Below are 18,340 nucleotides of genomic sequence, written 5' to 3' on the forward strand. Positions count from 1 at the left end.
GGCGGTCAGGAGAGGGAGGCCTTCCACAGCGTGGACACGTCGGCGTCGTAGCGCGCTTCGAAGCCGGTCACGCTCGAGTTGAGCACGATGTACTCCTTCGGGGTGAAGAGCCACACCCACGCCGCGTTGTCGACGAGCTCCTTGGAGAGCTGGGTGTAGACGGTCTTGCGCTTGGCCGTGTCGGTCGTGGCGATGCCGTCGGCGAACAGCTTGTCCAGCTCCGGCGAGCTGTAGCCGGCCACCTTGTTGTAGGTGCCCCCGGAGGTGAAGTAGCGGGCGTACATGGTGTTCGGGTCGGCGCTGCCCGCGTTCTGCGCGATCGCCGCGTCGAAGTCGCCCGCGAGCCACTTCTGCACGTAGGCGTTGGAGTCGAGGGCCTGCACGTTGACCTTGATGCCGACCTTGCCGAGCTGCGCCTGGACGTTCTGCGCCTCATCCACTGCGGTGGAGTAGAGGCCCTGCGACGTCATGACGTTGAGGGTGAAGCCGTCGGGGGTGCCCGCCTTCTGCATGTACTCCTTCGCCTTCTTCAGGTCCTGCTTGGCGCACGGCTGCGCCTTCGGGTCGGAGCGGTACTCGGGCGAGGTGATCGGGCCCGTCACCGTGCCGGAGCCCAGTGCCGCCGTGTCGATGACGTCCTGCCGCGAGATGGCGCACTGGATGGCGAGGCGCGAGTTCACGTTGGAGAGCACCGGGGAGGCCGCTCGGAGCTGGAGCACGTGGTACTGCAGCGAGGCGGCTTCCATCGACTTGGTCTTGTTCGACACCGCCGTCTTCGCGGTGACGGGGTTGTCGAAGATCGCCACGTCGACCGAGCCGGTCTTGAGCGCGGAGACCATGGACTGGTCGTCGGGGATGATCCGGAACTCGACCTTGGCGGCGCCCGGCTTCCCTCCGAAGAAGTCGGGGTTGCGCTCCAGCGAGATCGACTCGTTGGCGACGCGTCCCGCCCACTTGTACGGGCCGGAGCCGACCGGGGTGGTCTGGAGGCTGTCCACGGAGACGTCGGACGGAACGATGCCGGTGTTCACGGCGGTGAGGCCGGAGGGGAACGACGCATCCGGCTTGCTGAGGTGCACGACGACCGTGGTGGGCGACGGAGTGTCGATGGAGGCGACGGAGGCGAGGTACGAGCGCGAGCTGGCCTTGGACGCGGGGTCCATGATCTTCTCGTACGTGTACTTCACGTCGGCCGAGTCCAGCGCGGAGCCGTTGCTGAACTTCAGGCCGTCCTTGAGCGTGAACGTGTAGGTGAGCCCGTCGGAGGACACCTTGGGCAGGTCGGCGAGGTTCGCGACCGGCTGGTCGTCCTTGTTGGTGGTGAGGAGCGGGCTGTAGATCTGGGACAGCACCTGCACCGACTGCTCGGAGGTCGTCGTCCACGGGATCGTCTGGGTCGGATCCGCGGTGATCCCGAAGACGAGCGTTGCGTTCGGGTCGGCGGACGCGGTGGGGGAACTGCTGGTGCCGGTGCATCCTGCGAGCAGCATGGATGCGGTGGCAACCGCGGCGCCGGCGACGATCGCCTGACGCCCGAAGCGGTTGACCTTCATTTCGGGCCTCCTTGGTAGGTGTTGCGCCTGCTGTGAGCGACGACGTCGGCGACGTTGCCGGGATAAACGTTAGGGGAATAATATTCCTCTTGCGTTTCCAAGTTGTAAATTTTTTAGCACGGACGACGCGCGAAGTCCAACGACTTCGTTTCCCCGGCCGTGACCGCAGGCGCTGCGCGAACGCCGGGCCCGCTACGGTAAAGCAGAACGACCGCGAGGAGACGGCGATGACCGAGGACATCTTGGTGCGGCTGCGTCAGGCCCTGCCCCGGCTGCGCCGCAGCGAGCAGCTGATCGCGCAGGAGGCGCTCGCCGAGCCGGCGGAGGTCGCGAACCTCAGCATCACCGAGCTCGCCGCGCGCTGCGGCACCTCGACGGCGACGGTGGCGCGATTCTGCCGCAGCGTCGGATTCGACGGCTACAAGGGCTTCTGCCTCGCCCTCGCCCGGGCGGCCGTGGACGAGAGCGGCCGACGCTACCAGTTCGGCGTCTCCGAGGGCGACATCGACCCGGCGGACTCGACCCGCGACGTGGTCCGCAAGCTGGCCTTCCAGGAGGCGCGGGCGGTCGAGGAGACGGCCGAGATGCTCGACCTCGACGAAGTGGACCGCGTGGTCAGCGCCATCATCGACGCGCCGATCACCGACGTGTACGGGTCGGCGTCGAGCGGGCTGGCGGCGCAGGATCTCGGCCAGAAGCTGCGCAGGATCGGCTACTTCGCCAACGCGTGGACGGATGCGCACCTCGCGCTGACGAGCGCGGCCGTGCTCCGGCCGGGGTCGGTCGCGATCGCGTTCTCGCACTCCGGCGAGACGGAGGAGGCGCTCTCCGCCATCGAGACCGCGCACCGCGCAGGCGCGTTCACGGTCGCTGTGACGAACTTCCCCGAGTCGCCGCTGGCGCAGATGGCCGACGCCGTGCTCACCACCGCTTCGCGGGAGACCCGGTTCCGCTACGGAGCGATGTCGAGCAGGATGGCGCAGCTGATGATCGTGGACGTCATCTTCATGGGCGTCGCCCAGCGGCGGCCGGACGTCGTGGCCGACGCGCTGGCCGCATCCCTCGCCGCCGTCGAGGGACGCCGGCGGCCGCGCCGCAGCACGCCCTGATCCGCATCGGGTCTGATCCGCGGGCCAGCCCTGCCCTGCAGGTCCGCTCAGAGCCGCTTGGCCATCCCCACCTGCGGCTGTCCCCACTCCGGCAGGGTCTCCCTGGTGCCGTCGAGCGCCCATCCCGACCTCTCGTAGAACCGCCGGGAGGGCTCGTTCTGCTCGAAGACCCAGAGCCGGGCGGTCGCCGCGCCGCGGTCGCGCAGCTCCTCCTCCGCCGCGGAGAGAAGCCGGCGGCCGTATCCTCCGCCCTGAGCGTGCGGTGAGACGTACAGCGAGCCGACGTACCCCGCATCCGGGCCGGCGAGCCGGAAGCCGACGAAGCCCACGAGCGTGCCGTCGTCGTCCTCCGCCGCGAGGTACCGGTCGCCGCCGTCGGCGAGCGCCCGCTGCCAGAGGGCCGCAGCACTGTCGGGGGTCATCCGCTCGACCAGCTCCGCCGGCATGGTCCGGCTGTAGCTCAGGTGCCAGCAGTCGAGGAAGACCGTCGTGAATGCCGCAGCATCGTCAGCGGTCGCGGTGCGCAGTCCTGCCATGGGTCACAGCGTACGACGGACGGCCCCCTCCGCCGTCGCTCCGGATGCGGGCTCCCCGAGCCGGGCGGGCGGCGGTACCCTTCGACCGTGGATGACGACGCCACGCGGTTCCAGGGCTCCATCCCCGAGTTCTACGATTCGGGGCTCGGGCCCGTGCTCTTCCGCCACTACGCCGACGTGCTCGGCGCCGCGGTTTCGTCGACCGCGCCGCGGCGCATCCTCGAAGTCGCCGCGGGCACCGGGATCTCGTCCGCCGGGATCGTCGCGCACAACGGCGGAGCGGAGCTGGTCCTCACCGACCTGAACGAGGCGATGCTTCTGAGGGCCGCCGCCAAGGTGCCGGAGGGGACCCGCATGCAGGTCGCCGACGCCCAGGCGCTGCCGTTCGAGGACGGCGGCTTCGACGCGGTGGTGTGCCAGTTCGGCATCATGTTCGTGCCCGATGTCGGCGCGGCCTTCCGTGAAGCCCGTCGCGTTCTCGCGCCCGGCGGCGTCTTCGTGTTCAGCGTCTGGGACAGCCACGACCGCAACCGGTTCGCGGCGATCGTCGACGGACTGCTCGCCGAGACATTCCCCGACGACCCTCCGCCGTTCTACCGCGTCCCGTTCGGGATGAGCGACATCGAGCGGTTGCGGAGGCTGGCGCAGGACAGCGGCTTCGGCCGGCTCCGCATCGACGTCCTGCCGCACGACGCGCCTGTCGCCTCCTGGCGGGCGTTCGCGGACGGCCTGATCCGCGGCAACCCGGTCTCCGACCAGGTGCGTGCACGGTCCGGCGATCTGGATGCGCTTGTCCGCACCGTCGCAGAGCGGCTGTCGGCGGAGTACGGGCCGGCGCCGACGACCATCCCGGTGCAGACGATCCTGTTCCGCACCTGGGCCGTCTGATCCGGGTGCCACGAAGGCCGCCGAGCAACGCCCGGCGGCCTCCGCAGCGGTGCCTGCTAGGTGGTACGGATTCGGCGACGGCGCAGCAGGAGCAGCACCCCGCCGGCGGCGAGGAGGATGCCCCCGAGTCCGCCGACGCCCCAGCCGATGGTGGAGCCGGTCGAGGCGAGGCCCGCGGTGCCTGCCGGGTCGTCGACGCGGTGGCTGGTGGCGCAGTCCGGATTCTGGTCGGGAGCGGGGACGCAGACCGCGTCGTTGTCCGGGCTGGTGACCACGTTGGCGATCCGCTTGTCCCCGTTGCCCGTGACGAGCACCGAGTAGGTGACGGTGACGACCTGACCGACAGCGAGATCACCGGTCCAGGTCAGGGTCGTGCCGGTACGGGTCACGGTCCCCGAGGTCGCCTTCTGGTCACCGGCCCAGGTCGCGTCGTCCAGCACCTTGCTCAGGTCGTCGACGACGGTCCCCTTCGCCGGAGCGGCGCCGGACTGAGCGATGGTGAGGGTGTACGTGATGCGGTCGCCGGCCTTCACCGCGTGTCCCGACGCCGGGTCGGACGTCTTGGCGAAGGTGTAGTTGCCGTACTCGTGCAGCGTCTCGCAGTCGGAGGCGGAAGCGCAGCCGGCGGAGGTCACGACGTTGTCGAGCCTGCCGTCGCCGATCGAGCGCGCATCCTTGACCGTCACCGAGTAGGTGACCGTGGCCACCGCACCGACGCCCAGCGTCCCGGACCAGGCGATCGAGGTCCCGGTCACGGTGGCCGTGCCCGCATCCGCCGCGATGTCGCCGTTGTAGGTGGCGTCGTCGGCGACCTGGGCGAGGTCGTCGGTGAACGACGCCGCCGCCGGCACCGGGCCGCGCTGGGTGACCGTCACCGTGTAGTGGATGACGTCGCCCGAGTGGACGACCGTTCCGGGCGCCGGGTCGGCGGTCTTCACGACCGAGTACCCCGCGATGTCGATCCCCGCCGGGTCGCACGGGATGGTCGGGGCGACACCCGAGTCCGCCGGAGTGTCGGCGGTGGCGCAGGCGGTGTTGACGAACGCGCCGCCGGGGAGGGTCTCGTCGAGGACCAGCTGGTACTCGTGCGACTCCGAGGCGCCCGGCGCGAGCGAGGCGATGTGGAACGCTCCGGCCGTCGGGCTCTTGTCGTCGGCCACATCCACGTTCGTCAGGGTTCCCTGGCCCGTGTTCGTCACGGTGACGCGGTAGTGGACCGTGTCGCCGTAGTGGAACGCCGGGTAGTCGACCGCGTTGTTCGCGTCGTGCCAGGTGCCGTCGGCCGCCTGCACCTCCTTGAGGATGCTCGCCGAGTAGAAGTTGGCCACGGAGAGGGCGGCGGAGGTGCGCATCACCAGAGCGGTGTGGCCCGCGATCGACTGCGCCCGGTTCACGAGCGTGTCTCCGCCCTTCACGCCGTCGGTGGTGATGTGGACGCCGAACTGCTGAGTGGCGCCCGGGGCGAGGCTGCCGCCGATCACACGGATGGCCGTGGGGTTCGCCGGCATCGTCGTCGACCAGCCCGCGGTGTTGCCGGTCGGGTCGCCCGGCGCGGCGCCGTTCTGCGCGCTGGACGGGTCGTCCGACAGGGTGGTCGGGTCCGCCGTCGTGTAGTAGACGGTCGCGCCCAGCGGGGCGTTCACCGAGGTCAGCGTGTACGACCCGGAGAACGCGGTGCCGCGTCCGTCGCCGTTGTACGGGAGGATGTCGATCGTGTCCGTGAACGGCTGCGTGATCGGGTCGTAGGACTTCACGGTGACCGTCCACGACCCCGTGCCCGTCCCGTCGCCGTTCACGTTCGGGATGAAGGGAGCGTCGGCAGTCTTCACCACGGTGGTGTAGCCGTCGGTGGCCACGGTGACCTGCGCGGTGGCGGCCTTCGAGATCCCGCCGTAACTGGCCGTGATCGAGTTGACCAGAGCAGAGCCCGGCGTGACGGTGCTGTCGGCCACGGCCTGGTAGGTGAGGGCGTGGTCGGCGTTCGTCGTGACGCCGTTCAGCGTCCAGGTCAGCACCTGCTGTCCGGAGCCGTTGGTCGACACCGCGGGCTCGGGTGAGGCCGTCCCTGCCACGTAGGTGACGCCCGCGGGCAGCGTGTCGACCAGCTGGTAGCCGTCGACGGTCGCCGGGATGGCGCCGGCGCCGTTCGCCGAGTAGGTCAGCGTGTAGACGGCCGGGTCGCCGGGGCTGACGACCGAGCGGTCGGCCGATTTGGCGATGGCGGGCGTGGCGGTCACGACACGGAGCACGTCGCGGAAGCCGGTGGTGCAGGGGTAGCGCGAGCCCGCAGTGGGCGTGATGCAGCCTGTGCCGTTCCACCAGTTGTTGAGGGGCACGTCCACCACGCCGGAGAAGAACGACCAGATGTCGGTCCCGGCCGGGACGTTCGCGTTGATCTTCTGGTAGACGACCGCGGTGACATTGGACTGGGCGGAGAGCTGCTCGAACTGGCCCTGGGTAGCGGTGATGCGCATGGCCTTGACCGTGGTGAGGTCGGTCGGCTGGACCGTCGTCCAACCGCCCGTGGACCCGCAGTCGAACGCATTCGGGTCGTAGGAGGCACTGGTCGGGTCGACCGTGGGGTCGTTGCCCACGTAGTACTCGGCCGTTGCGCCGATCGTGTTGTCCGTCACCGGCTGGGCCCAACCCCAGCCCGCATAGGTGACATACCGAGTGTCAAGGGCGGAGCACATACCCACGATGCGGTCGTCCGGGCGGTCGGTGTGCAGCTGCATCCCGGAGTCCATGTACTGACCGACGGTCGTTCCTGCGGACACGCGATAGGTGTCATCCCACTGGGTTCCGCCGGAGTTGGTGTAGCCGCGGCCCCAGCCGGAGGAGTACAGGCCGGGGGTCGTCCACGCCTTGGACTCCGCGTTGTTCGACGGGTCGTCCTGCGCGGTCTGACCGGTGACCGAGGTGTAGGTCGGAGCGTTGGAGTTCAGAACGACCGAGCCGGAGGCGGCCGTGTTGACGCGGATCCAGATGGAGCCGGACGCCAGCGCCACCTGATCGACAGGGAGCCGGTTGCCCGCGGAATCGAGCGTCGGCGGGTTCGCCGGAGAGTAGTCGATCCCCGTGATCGTCATCTGGAACGTGTTCGCCCCGGTCTGCGTGATGGTGCAGGTTCCGGCCGGAACGGTGAGCTGAGTCGCCGGGTGTGTTCCTCCGGACCAGGGGTGGCCGTCCGCGGCGCCGGGACCGGTGAACGGGGAGCATGCCTTCGCGTCGACGGAGACTGCCGAACCCTGCGGCGAAGCGATGTTGAGGTTGTAGGTGATCGACTGCGGGCCGGCCTCGCTTCCGAGAGCCTTGCTCAGCGTCCACTCGTAGTCGACCAGGAAGCCGCCGGCGCCGGACGAGAAGTTCGGCGAACCGACACCCCAACGGATGTCCATCCCGAACGCGTTGGTGATGGCGATCGGGCTCAGCGCCGCGGTCGCCCCGCCGATGCTGCCGTCCGCGGTGATCTGGTCGCCGGTGGCGCCGTCTGCGACGATCGGCGCCTGCAGCACTACGGCGGTGCCCTGGTCGCGCGTCCCGAGGTTGCAGACGAGGGTGTGGCCGTCGGCGGAGATGCTCGAGGCCGGGGTGACACCGGTGGTGAGGCACAGCGAGGGAAGGGCCGTGTACCGGCCGCTCTGCGCGGCGATCGTGACCGTCACGTTGTCCACCGGGCCGTTGGACGGCGCCTCGGCGTCATCGTTGACGTTGATGCGCCAGACGCCGGTGACCACGTCGCCGCTCTTGACGGTCGTCGGGGTTCCCGGTGCCCATGCGGCCTCGATCTGATAGACCGGCGCGGCCATGGCGGGCGCTCCGACAAGGGCGGCGGCGAGCGCCAGAGTTCCGGCGACCAGCGCGGCCAGCCAGCGCCACGGCGAGGCCAGCGCGATTCTTCCGTCGCGGCGGCGGCCGCGCCCATCCTGGTGTGCAGACACAGCAGTATCCCCTTCGTCCTGCGTCATGGAGCGGCGGTGCACCACCGAGACCGGTGCCCGCCGCGCCACACGCTAGCTGCGCGCGAATCGGCCTCGACCGGATTTCACCCCGCTTTCACCCGCAGTCCGACCAGATGACCCCCGAAGGAGGGACACGCTCCGTCTCCCCGATGTCCGCGGTGTCAGCGGTTCAGAGACGTCAGCGGTGCAGCGGCGGCAGCGAATGGAGCGGCGCCCCGAGGAGGGACGCCCCCCACAGCGCAGCGGCGACCGTGACGACGAAGCACAGCCAGAACACGGCGGCGACGGCACGGCCCCGCGACGCCCGGCGGAGGACCGACAGGACGAGGAATCCCGCGACGGCTCCCGACGTGTTGAGGATGACATCCGTGACGTCCGAGCTCCCGGACGCGAGCACGTACTGGAGGCCCTCGAGGATGCAGCTGGCCAGCGCCGCCAGCCCGGCGACCGGGCCGACGCGCCAGCGCGGCGCGAGCACACCGAGATAGACGCCGAACGGCACGAACAGCGCAACGTTCGCCAGCATCTCGGAGAGCCGGTTGGCCCCGAACCCCTCACTCGCGACGAACGGCACCAGTTTCACGGCGCGCACGCCCTCGCCGCTGAGGTCGGGCACGTGGAACTTCCACAGCACGGCCCACACCAGCAAGACCAGGTACACGCCGAACAGCACGGCCGGAAGGGTGCGCGGCGCTGTGCGCGTGGGTCGGAGGGAGAGGGATGCGGTCACCTTCTCGACGCTAGGTGTCGCGCGCCCGACGCGAATCAGCCGCAGGTCGCGACGGCCTACGACCTGCGGAGGATCGCCGCGCCGTCAACGGGCAGCACGGTGTTGCCGCGTCGCAGCGCGGTCGCGCCGAGTCGCACCCAGACGAGACTGACCAGACCGGCGGTCACATCGACGGCGATCGTGGCGGTCGGACGCCCGTCGCGCGAGAGCAGGAGGCCGGGACGCCCGTTGACCGGACTCTCGACCACCTCCCGTCCGCGCTGGGCGCCGAGGCCGTAGGCGAGCAGGAGCGCTGCGTCCTCCACCCCGCGCACCACGCGGATCCGCGTGCGGTCCTGCTCCCCCGCATCCACGACGACCGCGACATCCGGGGCGAGCAGGCGGCGCAGCCGCCGTGCGTCGCGAGCGGCCGTGGCTGCCCGCAGCTCGCCGACGAGCTGACGCCTGCGGGTGAGCACCGAGGGCAGCCACGCTGTCATCGACATAGGAGCGCCTTTCTCGTCGAAGTGCGAAGGTCCGGCGGCGGGAGGGACCAGCCGTGGTCTGCTTGGCGCATGCCCCGGGGAGTGGGCCGCCTGAAACCCGGTGTTCCCGCTCTTACCTCACGGCTCGGCCGGACCGGACCAGGTCACCGCGACGCGGCGACCTGGGCGTCCAGCCAGTCGGCGAACGTGGTGGCGAAGACCTCCGCGTCCGGCCCGGGCACGAGCTCGCGGTCGCTCAGGTGGGCGCCGAAGTAGCGCGCATCGGGGTCCTCGACGACCTGACGCGCGTCGCCGCGCGCGGCCAGGCCGCGAGCGATCAGCTCGGTCAGCCGGAACTCCTCGGGACCGCTCACCTCGAGCACTCCTCCGAGGGGAGAGCCGGCCGCGGTGCGGGCGACGGCCGTTGCGACATCCTCGGCCGCGATCGGCGCGATGACGACAGGTGCGAGGCGCACCGTGTCCCCCTCGGTCGCTGCGTCCGCGATCGACTTCACGAACTCGAAGAACTGCGTGGCATGCACGAGGGAGAACGGGATGCCGGACTCGCGGATGAGCAGCTCCTGAGCCACCTTCGCGCGCATGTACCCGCTGTCCGTCATCCGCTCGGTGCCGACGACCGAGAGGGCGACGTGGTGTCGCACCCCGGCCTTCCTCTCGGCCGCGATGAGGGTGTTCGTGGACGTGGTGAAGAAGTCCATCACCGCGTCGTCCGCGAAGGACGGCGAGTTGGAGACGTCGACGACGACGTCCGCTCCGGCGAGCGCCGCATCCACCCCCTCGCCGGTGAGCGTGTTCACGCCCGAGTTCGGGGAGGCGGCGATCGCCTCGTGCCCGTGGGCGGCCAGCAGGGCGACCACCTTCGAACCGATCAGGCCGGTCCCGCCGATGACGACGATCTTCATGTCCGTGTCTCCTCGAATCCTGTATCCGACGGCGGTCGTGCACCGCCCGTCACCCACTACGACCGGGAAGGACGCGCGGATGTGACAGGTCGCGGAATCCGGGCACCCGTCACAGATCGGCGCTGCGATCGGTCAGAGCGGGAGCCGGGACCTCCCCGGGGACGACGAGGAATGGACGACGAGGAATGGACGACGACGAATGACCGGATGGATGACGGTGCAGCAGCGGACGGTACTGGCGGTGGCCGTCCTGGCGACCTTCATCGCCTTCCTCGACGGCAGCGTGGTGACGGTGGCCCTCCCCGCGATCGGCCGGGAGCTGGGCGGCGGGCTCGCCGTCCAGCAGTGGGTGGTGGATGCGTACCTCCTGACCCTCGGATCGGTCATCCTGCTCGCCGGGTCGCTCTCCGACCTGTTCGGGCGCCGACGGGTGCTGCTCTGGGGTCTCGCCGGCTTCGCCGTCGCCTCGGCGCTGTGCGCTCTCGCACCGACCGCCGGCATCCTCGTGCTCGCCCGTGGGCTCCAGGGCGTCGCCGGAGCACTGCTCGTGCCGAGTTCCCTCGCGCTGATCCTCGGCGCGTTCAGCGGAGCGGGCCGGCCGCGGGCGATCGGCGTCTGGACGGCCATCACCTCCCTCGCCAGCATCGCAGGGCCGGTGCTCGGCGGCGTGCTGGTCGACGCCCTGTCGTGGCGGTGGGTGTTCGCCGTCAACCTCCTCCCGATCGCGGTCGCGCTGCTGCTCGTGCGGGCGCTCCCGCGGGACGCGGTGCCGAGCACCCGCGCCCGCGTCGACGGCATCGGGGCTGGTCTCGGCGTGCTCGGACTCGGGCTTCCCGTGTTCGCGCTGATCGAGCATCCCCGGTTCGGATGGGGCTCGCCCCTGATCGCCGGATCGATCGTGATCGGCGCGGTGGCGCTCGTGGCCTTCGTGATCCGCGAACGCCGGGCCGCGCACCCGATGCTGCCGCTCGGGATCTTCCGCGCACGCGACTTCACCGTCGGCAACGTGGCGACAGCATTCATCTACGGCGGGGTCGCCGTCGGCACGTTCGCGCTCGCGCTGTTCCTGCAGCAGGAGGCCGGGTACAGCGCGACCCTGGCCGGGTTCGCCCTGGTGCCGTCGAGCATCGTGCTGATCGCCCTCTCGGCGTACTTCGGCCGCCTCAGCGGACGGGTCGGACCCCGGGTGATGATGACGGTCGGGCCGGTGATCGCCGGAGGCGGTTTCGCCCTCATGCTCCGGATCTCCCGGGAGGCCGACTACCTGACCGAGGTGCTGCCCGCCGTTGTGGTCTTCGGGCTGGGCATGGCCATCACGGTCGCCCCGCTGACGGCGACCATCCTGGGCGCGGTCGACCCGGCACGGTCCGGGATCGCGTCGGCCGTCAACAACGCGGTGTCCCGCGTCGCCGGCCTCGTCGCGGTCGCACTGGCCGGCTCGGCAGGGGCGACGATGTCGGCGGTCGCGGGGTTCCACGAGCTCGCCGGCGCAGCGGCCGTCGCCCTCGCGGCGGGCGGGATCATCTCGGCCGTCGGCATCCGGAACCCGCGCGGGGTCGGCGGCGACGCGGCCGAGACGGAGGTGTCGGGGCACCACGCCCTGCTCCGCTGACCGGGAATTCGCGCTCGGCTGTCACATCCGGGACCCGTCGCCGGTCAGAAGTGATGAGTGCGCGAAGAGACCGCGCAGAACGGAGCAGCACATGAAGATCGTCGTCATCGGCGGAACCGGCCTGATCGGCCGGGGCGTCGTCGCGCATCTGCAGGAGCAGGGCCACGAGGTGGTCGCTGCCTCGCCGTCGACCGGCGTGGACGCGGTCACCGGCACCGGCCTCGCCGCCGCCCTGGAGGGTGCGGATGTCGTCGTCGACACCCCCAACGCGCCCTCGTTCGAAGACGGCCCGGTGCACGAGTTCTTCGAGCGGTCCACGACCAACCTGGTCGCGGCCGAGAAGACCGCAGGGGTGCGCCACCACGTCGTGCTGTCCATCGTGGGGGCCGACCGCATGCCCGACATCGGCTACATGCGCGCGAAGCTGACGCAGGAGCGCATCGTGCGCGAGAGCGGCGTGCCGTTCACCATCCTCCGTGCGACGCAGTTCTTCGAGTTCATCGGCGCGCTCGCCGACGGGGCGACGCACGACGGCACCGCGACCCTGTCGGATGTGCTGATGCAGCCGATCGCGGCGGCGGACGTGTCGGCGGCCCTCGCGGAGGTCGCCGTCGCCGACCCGTCGAACGGGATCGTGGAGCTCGCCGGTCCGGAGCCCCTGCGGTTGGACGACCTCGCGCGCCGGCTGCTCTCCGCCTCGGGCGACCCGCGGACCGTCGTCACCGATCCGGACGCCGGGTACTTCGGCGGCCGCGTCGACGACCGCTCGCTCACTCCGGGCAACGACCCGGCGATCACCGACCACCGGTACGGCGGGACGACGTTCTCCCGCTGGCTGGAGGAGCGCCGCTAGCATTCGACCATGACGGGGGCAGCGGAGCAGGACGACCTCGACACCGCCGCGGCGACGTTCGCGGCGGTGCGGCCGCGCCTGTTCGGCATCGCCTACCGGATGCTCGGGACCGTGGCGGACGCGGAGGACATCGTCCAGGACACCTGGGAGCGCTGGCAGCGCACCGACCGCTCGGCCGTGCGCGAGCCGGCGGCGTTCCTGGCGACCGCGGCGACCCGGCTGGCGATCAACCACGCGCAGTCGGCGCGCGTGAAGCGCGAGACGTACATCGGGCCGTGGCTCCCCGAGCCCGTCGACACGAGTGCCGACCCGTCCCTCGGCGCCGAGCGCGGGGAGGCGCTGGAGTTCGCCGTGCTCGTCCTGCTCGAGAAGCTGACGCCGACCGAGCGCGCCGCGTACGTGCTGCGGGAGGCCTTCGACTATCCGTACGCGCAGATCGCGGAGATCATCCAGGGCTCCGAGGCCTCCGCGCGGCAGCTGGTCAGCCGCGCGCGGAAGCACCTCGCGGAGGAGCGGCACGTGCGCGAGGTCGACCACGCCCAGCAGAAGCGCATGCTGGAGGCCTTCCTCGAGGCCGCGCAGTCCGGCGACATCGCCGAGCTGGAGCGGATGTTCACGGCCGACATCGTCAGCTACTCCGACGGGGGCGGGCTGGCTCGCGCGTCGCGCATCCCTGTCTTCACCCGGGAGACGGTGGCGAAGTACGTGCACGCGTTCTCCGGCCGGTTCTGGGACGGGACCGTCCATCTCGTCGAGGCCAACGGCGCCCCGGCCGCCGTGCTGGTGCGCGGCGGCGCCGTCGTCGCCTTCGTCGCGCTGGACGTCACCGCCGACGGCATCCGCCGCCTGCAGTGGGTGCTCAACCCGCAGAAGCTGGAGCGCATCCCCGTCCCGGCGTGACGCACACCTCGATGTGCGCCCCGATGTCACAGATCGGGGTGCTGTCCGGTCATAGCGGGTGAAGGCACATTCATCGGCCGGACAGGAGGCACTCATGCGCCGGATCCTCGTGGTGGGCGGCGGTTACGCCGGTTTCTACACCGCATGGAAGCTCGAGAAGAGGCTGCGGAGGGACGAGGCCGAGATCGTCGTGATCGATCCCCGGCCGTACATGACGTACCAGCCGTTCCTCCCCGAGGTCGCAGCGGGGTCGATCGAGGCGCGGCACGCGGCCATCTCCCTCCGCAGCCACCTGAAGCGTGCGCGGCTCATCCACGCCGCGGTGACCCGGATCGATCACGCATCGAAGACGGTTTCGGTGCTCCCGCAGGACGGCGAGCCGTTCGAGCTCGGCTACGACATCATCGTGGTCACCGCCGGCGCGGTCACCCGCACGTTCCCCATCCCCGGGATCACGGAGAACGCCATCGGCATGAAGCACGTCGAGGAGGCCGTCGCGATCCGCGACCGGCTGCTCGACGCCTTCGACCGCGCGTCGGTGCTGCCACCGGGACCGGAGCGCAGCCGCCTGCTCACGGTCGCCTTCGTCGGCGGCGGGTTCTCGGGCGTCGAGGGCTTCGGCGAGACCTCTCGCTGGCGACCGCGCTGCTGAAGTCGTATCCCGAGCTGACCTTCTCCGACCTGTCGTTCCACCTGATCGAGGCGCGCGACCGCATCCTCCCCGAGGTCACCGACGAGCCGGGGCGCTGGGTGGTGCGTGCGCTGGAGCGCCGCGGGGCGCGCATCCATCTGGAGGGGCAGCTCGTCTCGGCCGAGGGCGGCCACCTGGTGCTCTCGACCGGTGAGGAGTTCGACGCGCACACCATCGTGTGGACAGCCGGGAACGGCGCCAACCCGGTCGTCGCGAACCACACCGACCTGCCGGTCACGGCGCGGGGATCGGTCATGGTCCGCGCCGACCTGCGGGTGGGGACACCGGAGGCGGTCGTGCCGGACGCCTGGGCGGCCGGCGACGACGCGGCGGTGCCGGACCTGGCATCCCCGATCGACGGATCGATAACGGTGCCGAACGCGCAGCATGCCGTCCGGCAGGCCAAGCGACTGGCGAAGAACATCGTCGCGACCCTGCGCGGGGAGCAGCCGAAGGACTACGTGCACCACAGCCTCGGCGTCGTCGCGACGCTGGGCCTCGGCCGCGGCATCTTCCAGTGGCGCGGCATCGTCATCACCGGCTTCGTCGCCTGGGTGATGCACCGCGGCTATCACGTCCTCGCGATCCCGACGTGGGAGCGCAAGGTGCGCGTGCTCCTGGTCTGGGCGAGCGCCGCGCTCTTCGGGCGCGACATCGTCTCGCTGCTCTCGGTGCAGCACCCGCGACGGGCGTTCGTCGGGGGTGGGGTGCCCGAGCGGGATGCGCGAGAGCTCGCCGGGAGGGCCGCCTGATGCCCGTCGATCGCCGGCGGAGGCGTTCCGTCACAGCCAGGCTCGCCGGGGTCGTCTCGGGCAGCGCCGCCGGTCGACGGGCCGCCGCGCTGCGCGACGAGCTCCGCGCCCGTCGGGTGCCGCTGCACTGGACGAACATGTTCGGGGTCATCGCCTTCGCGTGCGTCCTCGTGCTGTTCGTCAGCGGCTTCCTCCTGATGTTCGCCTACACGCCGTCGGGCACGCGGGTGACCTACGACGGCCCGTACGCACCGCTCGCCGGCGCCGAGATGTCGAAGGCTCTGCAGTCGACCCTCGCGATCACGTTCGAGGTGCCGGGCGGCCTGCTCGTCCGGCAGGCGCACCACTGGGCGGGCCTCCTCCTCCCGGCCGCGATCCTGCTGCAGCTGGCGGTGTCGTTCTTCACCGGCGCGTTCCGCCGCCCCCGCCGGTTGTTGTGGGTTCTGCTGTTCGGCCTGCTGATCACCGCCCTCCTCGGCGGGTGGAGCGGGTACGCCCTCCCCGACGACATGCTCTCCGGCACCGGGCTGCGGATCGTGGAGGGGATCGTCCTCGGCATCCCGGTGGTCGGCACCTGGCTGTCGGCGCTGCTGTTCGGCGGCGAGTTCCCGGGACGGATCATCGAGAACCTCTACCCCATCCATGTCGCGGTCGTGCCGGCCCTCCTGGTGCTGCTGCTCGCGGCGCGGGCTCGACGCGCGTATATCGAGAAGCCGGCGCAGTTCGCCGGGCCGGGGCGCACGGAGGAGCGGATCGTCGGGGTCCCGGTGCTGCCGGAGCTGGCGGCCCGGGCGGGCGGCCTTCTCGCGATCGCGACCGGAGTGATCGTCCTCCTCGCCGCCACGGTCACGATCAGCCCGATCTGGCTGTACGGACCCTCCTCCCCCGGCGACGCCTCCGCCGGCAGCCAGCCCGACTGGTACACCGGCTTCCTCGACGGAGCGCTCCGCCTCGTCCCGCCCGGCTGGGAGTTCGAGTGGCTCGGCCGCACCTGGACGCTCGCGATCCTCATCCCGCTCGCGGTCGTCGGACTCTACTTGGTCGCCATCGCGGTGTACCCGTTCGTCGAGGAGTGGGTGACCGGCGACCACCGCGATCACCACCTCCTCGACCGCCCGCGTAACGAGCCGACCCGCACCGGCCTGGGCGTCTCGGCCATCGTCTTCTACGCAGCCCTGTGGGGCGCGGGGAGCGCCGACCTCGTGGCCACGCACTTCCACCTCGCGGTCGAGTCGGTGGTCGCCGGCTACCAGGTGCTGGTCCTGGTGGGCCCGGTCGCGGCCTTCCTCGTCACGCGACGGGTGTGTCTGGCTTTGCAGAAGCGCGACCGCGACATCCTGCTGCACGGGTACGAGACCGGGCGGATCGTCCGGCTGCCGGGCGGCGAGTACGTGGAGGTGCACGGCGCGGTGGATGCGACCGAGCGGTACCGTCTCGCCGGGCCGGCCGCCATGGACCCGGTCGACGCGCGGCCGGACGAAGACGGGCGGCTGCGTCTCTCGGAGCGGCTCAGGACGACCCTCGCCCGGGTGTTCTTCGAGGACAGGCTGGAACCGGTGGACTCCCAGACCCGCGACGAGGCCGTCGCCGGAGGACGAGCGGATGAGGCGATCACGGAACCAGAGGAGACGCGGGTGGGCGCGGCGTGACGCGGAGGCTGCCGTCGCGGCCACTGCTCTGACGGCGTTGCTGGGCGACGCATACCTCGCCGGCGACGGTGCGGCCCTGGCGCGGCTGCTCGGGCCGGACGTCCACCTGGTGGTCGACCGCGGAGGCGGCGGGGCGGCTCTCCCGGTCGCGGCCGGACCGGCCTGCGCGGTCGCGCTGCTGCGCTGCGTGCTGGGCGAGCCGTCGACACTCCGGCTGGAAGCGCGACCGATGAACGGGCGCTCCGGCCTCGTCGCGTCCCGCGGCGGACAGGTGGTCGCCGTCGCGGTGCCCTCCGGAACCGCCGGCGCCGTCGACCACCTGTGGGTCGTCGCGGACCCCGCCAAGCTGCAGCACTGGGGGTAGTGCCTGCGACGTGGCTCAGACGACGAAGGGCGCAGGGTCGTTCGACCCTGCGCCCTTCGTCCGCGTCATGCTCAGCCCTGGCGGGCCTTCATCCGCGGGTTCTTCTTGTTGATGATGAACGTGCGGCCCCGGCGGCGCACCACCTGGGCGCCGGGCATCGCCTTGAGCGAGCTCAGTGAGTTGCGTACCTTCATGACGGACCTCCCTTGTTGAAATCTATTCTCAATAACAACGGAGGGGCGGGGTTTATTCGCCGACGTCAGTCCTGCGGTCGCACCAGGTGCCGGTCGAGAGCGACGGCGATCGCCTCATCGCGGTTCGACACGTCCAGTTCGCCGAAGCCCTCTCCCGCGAGCGCATCGACGAGGCCGGGGAAGTCGTCCGGCCGATGAACGGGCGCTCAGAGCTCGTCGCGTCCCGTGACGGACGGGTCTTCGCCGTCGTGGTTCCCGACGGCGTCGTCCGTGCCGTAGACCACCTCTGGGTCGTGGCGGACCCGGAGAAGCTCGGGCGCTGGGGGGAGCCCCGGTGAGCGGCCGGCGAGGAACGGAAGGTACGACGCGGAGTGGTCGTGGCCGCAGGCACAGCGCTCGACATCGCCGTGCAGCAATCGGCTGGGCGTGAGACCAGTCAGTCGCAGGCATTCCCGGTTCAGGTGGGCCTGGTCGGCGTATCCCGCGTCGACGGCGATCCCGGCGATCCCATCGCTTCCGCGTCGTCCGCTCGCAGCTACGCCGGCCTGTGCCAGCGCCAGGAATCCTTGGAAGCGAAGGGTCCGCTGGAGCACCTTCGGGCTGAGCCCGACCGTGTGGAGGGAACGACGTCGCAGCTGGCTCTCCGACAGCGCCACATGCGCCGCGACGGTGCCGACATCGTGGGGTCGCCACGGCATCAGCGCGGAGACGGCCTCACGGATGGCCCGGTCGATCCGCTCCGCCGAGCGAAACTCCCTCAGAAGGAACGCCTCCAGGACGGCCACGGCGCGCTCGTCACGGCCGGCCAGCGCCATGGCTTCGCCGAGGCGCTCCGCGGATCCGCCCCACACCTCCGACAGGCCGACGTGTTCGTCGACCAACTCGTAGAGCATGACCGGCAGCGGCGGCGCGCCCGCGGGCAGGAACCGGGCGCCGACGATGGTGGTGCGCGGCGGGATGACCTCCAGCCGGGGCCCGGTCAGCGGCCCCATCAGCCGGGGGTGGCCCCCGAGCGGCACGTGGATCTCGACACCGCCGGTGGGGAGGTGACGCTGGACGTACGGGGCGTCGCCGGTGCGGTGGATCCAGATCGTGCGCACCACCCGCGCGAGCGCCGGCATCGGCGGCCGCTCGACATACGATTCCATGCTCCCCCTCTC

General features: G+C 71.0%; 15 protein-coding genes and 1 pseudogene. 8 read left to right on the top strand and 8 right to left on the bottom strand.

Annotated elements, in window-relative coordinates; all coding sequences use genetic code 11:
* Positions 1–5: 5 nt before the first annotated feature.
* The gene (locus BJ963_RS12650; RefSeq protein WP_179457046.1) at positions 6–1,553 is read right to left on the bottom strand and encodes an ABC transporter substrate-binding protein; all 1,548 of its coding nucleotides are present in this window, start codon (positions 1,551–1,553) and stop codon (positions 6–8) included.
* Between the two features lie 227 nt (positions 1,554–1,780).
* On the opposite strand from BJ963_RS12650, the gene BJ963_RS12655 reads away from it, so the two are divergent.
* Entirely contained in the window at positions 1,781–2,662 is an 882-nt protein-coding gene (locus BJ963_RS12655; protein WP_089907366.1) for a MurR/RpiR family transcriptional regulator, read from the top strand.
* A gap of 47 nt (positions 2,663–2,709) precedes the next feature.
* On the opposite strand, the gene BJ963_RS12660 is transcribed toward BJ963_RS12655, so the two are convergent.
* The gene (locus BJ963_RS12660; RefSeq protein ID WP_179457047.1) at positions 2,710–3,198 is read right to left on the bottom strand and encodes a GNAT family N-acetyltransferase; all 489 of its coding nucleotides are present in this window, start codon (positions 3,196–3,198) and stop codon (positions 2,710–2,712) included.
* 87 nt (positions 3,199–3,285) lie between these two features.
* Here BJ963_RS12660 and BJ963_RS12665 point away from each other — a divergent pair, with 87 nt between their 5' ends.
* Complete coding sequence (locus tag BJ963_RS12665) at positions 3,286–4,086, top strand: methyltransferase domain-containing protein (RefSeq protein ID WP_179457048.1); 801 nt, start codon at positions 3,286–3,288, stop codon at positions 4,084–4,086.
* A 56-nt stretch (positions 4,087–4,142) separates the two neighbouring features.
* On the opposite strand, the gene BJ963_RS12670 is transcribed toward BJ963_RS12665, so the two are convergent.
* The 4 genes from BJ963_RS12670 to BJ963_RS12685 form a co-directional block, all read right to left on the bottom strand.
* Positions 4,143–8,027 (bottom strand): DUF7927 domain-containing protein, encoded by a 3,885-nt coding sequence (locus BJ963_RS12670; RefSeq protein WP_179457049.1) that lies wholly within the window; start codon positions 8,025–8,027, stop codon positions 4,143–4,145.
* 199 nt (positions 8,028–8,226) lie between these two features.
* Positions 8,227–8,778 carry a VanZ family protein gene (locus tag BJ963_RS12675; protein ID WP_179457050.1) on the bottom strand — a complete coding sequence of 184 codons (552 nt, stop codon included), beginning with the start codon at positions 8,776–8,778 and terminating at the stop codon, positions 8,227–8,229.
* A 56-nt stretch (positions 8,779–8,834) separates the two neighbouring features.
* Positions 8,835–9,263, bottom strand: a complete 429-nt coding sequence (locus BJ963_RS12680) for a hypothetical protein (RefSeq protein WP_179457051.1) — start codon at positions 9,261–9,263, stop codon at positions 8,835–8,837.
* Positions 9,264–9,406: 143 nt separating this feature from the next.
* Positions 9,407–10,165 (bottom strand): SDR family oxidoreductase, encoded by a 759-nt coding sequence (locus tag BJ963_RS12685; protein WP_179457052.1) that lies wholly within the window; start codon positions 10,163–10,165, stop codon positions 9,407–9,409.
* Positions 10,166–10,376: 211 nt separating this feature from the next.
* On the opposite strand from BJ963_RS12685, the gene BJ963_RS12690 reads away from it, so the two are divergent.
* The 6 genes and pseudogenes from BJ963_RS12690 to BJ963_RS12715 all read left to right on the top strand — a co-directional run bounded on the left by BJ963_RS12690 (position 10,377) and on the right by BJ963_RS12715 (position 16,986).
* Positions 10,377–11,777, top strand: a complete 1,401-nt coding sequence (locus tag BJ963_RS12690) for a DHA2 family efflux MFS transporter permease subunit (protein WP_179457053.1) — start codon at positions 10,377–10,379, stop codon at positions 11,775–11,777.
* 91 nt (positions 11,778–11,868) lie between these two features.
* Entirely contained in the window at positions 11,869–12,630 is a 762-nt protein-coding gene (locus BJ963_RS12695) for an SDR family oxidoreductase (protein ID WP_179457054.1), read from the top strand.
* 9 nt (positions 12,631–12,639) lie between these two features.
* Positions 12,640–13,530 (top strand): RNA polymerase sigma-70 factor, encoded by an 891-nt coding sequence (locus tag BJ963_RS12700; protein WP_179457055.1) that lies wholly within the window; start codon positions 12,640–12,642, stop codon positions 13,528–13,530.
* Positions 13,531–13,624: 94 nt separating this feature from the next.
* Positions 13,625–14,973 (top strand): annotated as a pseudogene (locus tag BJ963_RS12705) (NAD(P)/FAD-dependent oxidoreductase).
* Complete coding sequence (qcrB, locus tag BJ963_RS12710) at positions 14,973–16,622, top strand: cytochrome bc1 complex cytochrome b subunit (RefSeq protein WP_179457056.1); 1,650 nt, start codon at positions 14,973–14,975, stop codon at positions 16,620–16,622. The pseudogene BJ963_RS12705 and the gene qcrB overlap by 1 nt, the downstream one beginning before the upstream one ends.
* Positions 16,576–16,986, top strand: a complete 411-nt coding sequence (locus tag BJ963_RS12715; RefSeq protein ID WP_179457057.1) for a sigma-70 family RNA polymerase sigma factor family protein — start codon at positions 16,576–16,578, stop codon at positions 16,984–16,986. Before qcrB ends, BJ963_RS12715 begins: the two co-directional genes overlap by 47 nt.
* A gap of 71 nt (positions 16,987–17,057) precedes the next feature.
* Here the strand turns inward: BJ963_RS12715 and ykgO are convergent, their stop codons facing one another.
* Together ykgO and BJ963_RS12725 are read right to left on the bottom strand one after the other, a co-directional pair.
* On the bottom strand, positions 17,058–17,180 hold the full coding sequence (ykgO, locus tag BJ963_RS12720) for a type B 50S ribosomal protein L36 (protein WP_089907341.1): 123 nt from the start codon (positions 17,178–17,180) through the stop codon (positions 17,058–17,060).
* Positions 17,181–17,386: 206 nt separating this feature from the next.
* The gene (locus BJ963_RS12725) at positions 17,387–18,328 is read right to left on the bottom strand and encodes a helix-turn-helix domain-containing protein (RefSeq protein WP_179457058.1); all 942 of its coding nucleotides are present in this window, start codon (positions 18,326–18,328) and stop codon (positions 17,387–17,389) included.
* Positions 18,329–18,340 lie beyond the last annotated feature (12 nt).

The sequence above is a fragment of the Leifsonia soli genome (assembly GCF_013408745.1).
In the GTDB taxonomy this organism is placed as follows: Bacteria; Actinomycetota; Actinomycetes; order Actinomycetales; family Microbacteriaceae; genus Leifsonia; species Leifsonia soli.

Coding starts and splice junctions, on each gene's coding strand:
- BJ963_RS12650 (WP_179457046.1), bottom strand. CDS start 1,553: ATGAAGGTCAACCGCTTCGGGCGTCAGGCGATCGTCGCCGGCGCCGCG.
- BJ963_RS12655 (WP_089907366.1), top strand. CDS start 1,781: ATGACCGAGGACATCTTGGTGCGGCTGCGTCAGGCCCTGCCCCGGCTG.
- BJ963_RS12660 (WP_179457047.1), bottom strand. CDS start 3,198: ATGGCAGGACTGCGCACCGCGACCGCTGACGATGCTGCGGCATTCACG.
- BJ963_RS12680 (WP_179457051.1), bottom strand. CDS start 9,263: ATGTCGATGACAGCGTGGCTGCCCTCGGTGCTCACCCGCAGGCGTCAG.
- BJ963_RS12685 (WP_179457052.1), bottom strand. CDS start 10,165: ATGAAGATCGTCGTCATCGGCGGGACCGGCCTGATCGGTTCGAAGGTG.
- BJ963_RS12690 (WP_179457053.1), top strand. CDS start 10,377: ATGACGGTGCAGCAGCGGACGGTACTGGCGGTGGCCGTCCTGGCGACC.
- BJ963_RS12695 (WP_179457054.1), top strand. CDS start 11,869: ATGAAGATCGTCGTCATCGGCGGAACCGGCCTGATCGGCCGGGGCGTC.
- BJ963_RS12700 (WP_179457055.1), top strand. CDS start 12,640: ATGACGGGGGCAGCGGAGCAGGACGACCTCGACACCGCCGCGGCGACG.
- qcrB (WP_179457056.1), top strand. CDS start 14,973: ATGCCCGTCGATCGCCGGCGGAGGCGTTCCGTCACAGCCAGGCTCGCC.
- BJ963_RS12715 (WP_179457057.1), top strand. CDS start 16,576: ATGAGGCGATCACGGAACCAGAGGAGACGCGGGTGGGCGCGGCGTGAC.
- ykgO (WP_089907341.1), bottom strand. CDS start 17,180: ATGAAGGTACGCAACTCACTGAGCTCGCTCAAGGCGATGCCCGGCGCC.
- BJ963_RS12725 (WP_179457058.1), bottom strand. CDS start 18,328: ATGGAATCGTATGTCGAGCGGCCGCCGATGCCGGCGCTCGCGCGGGTG.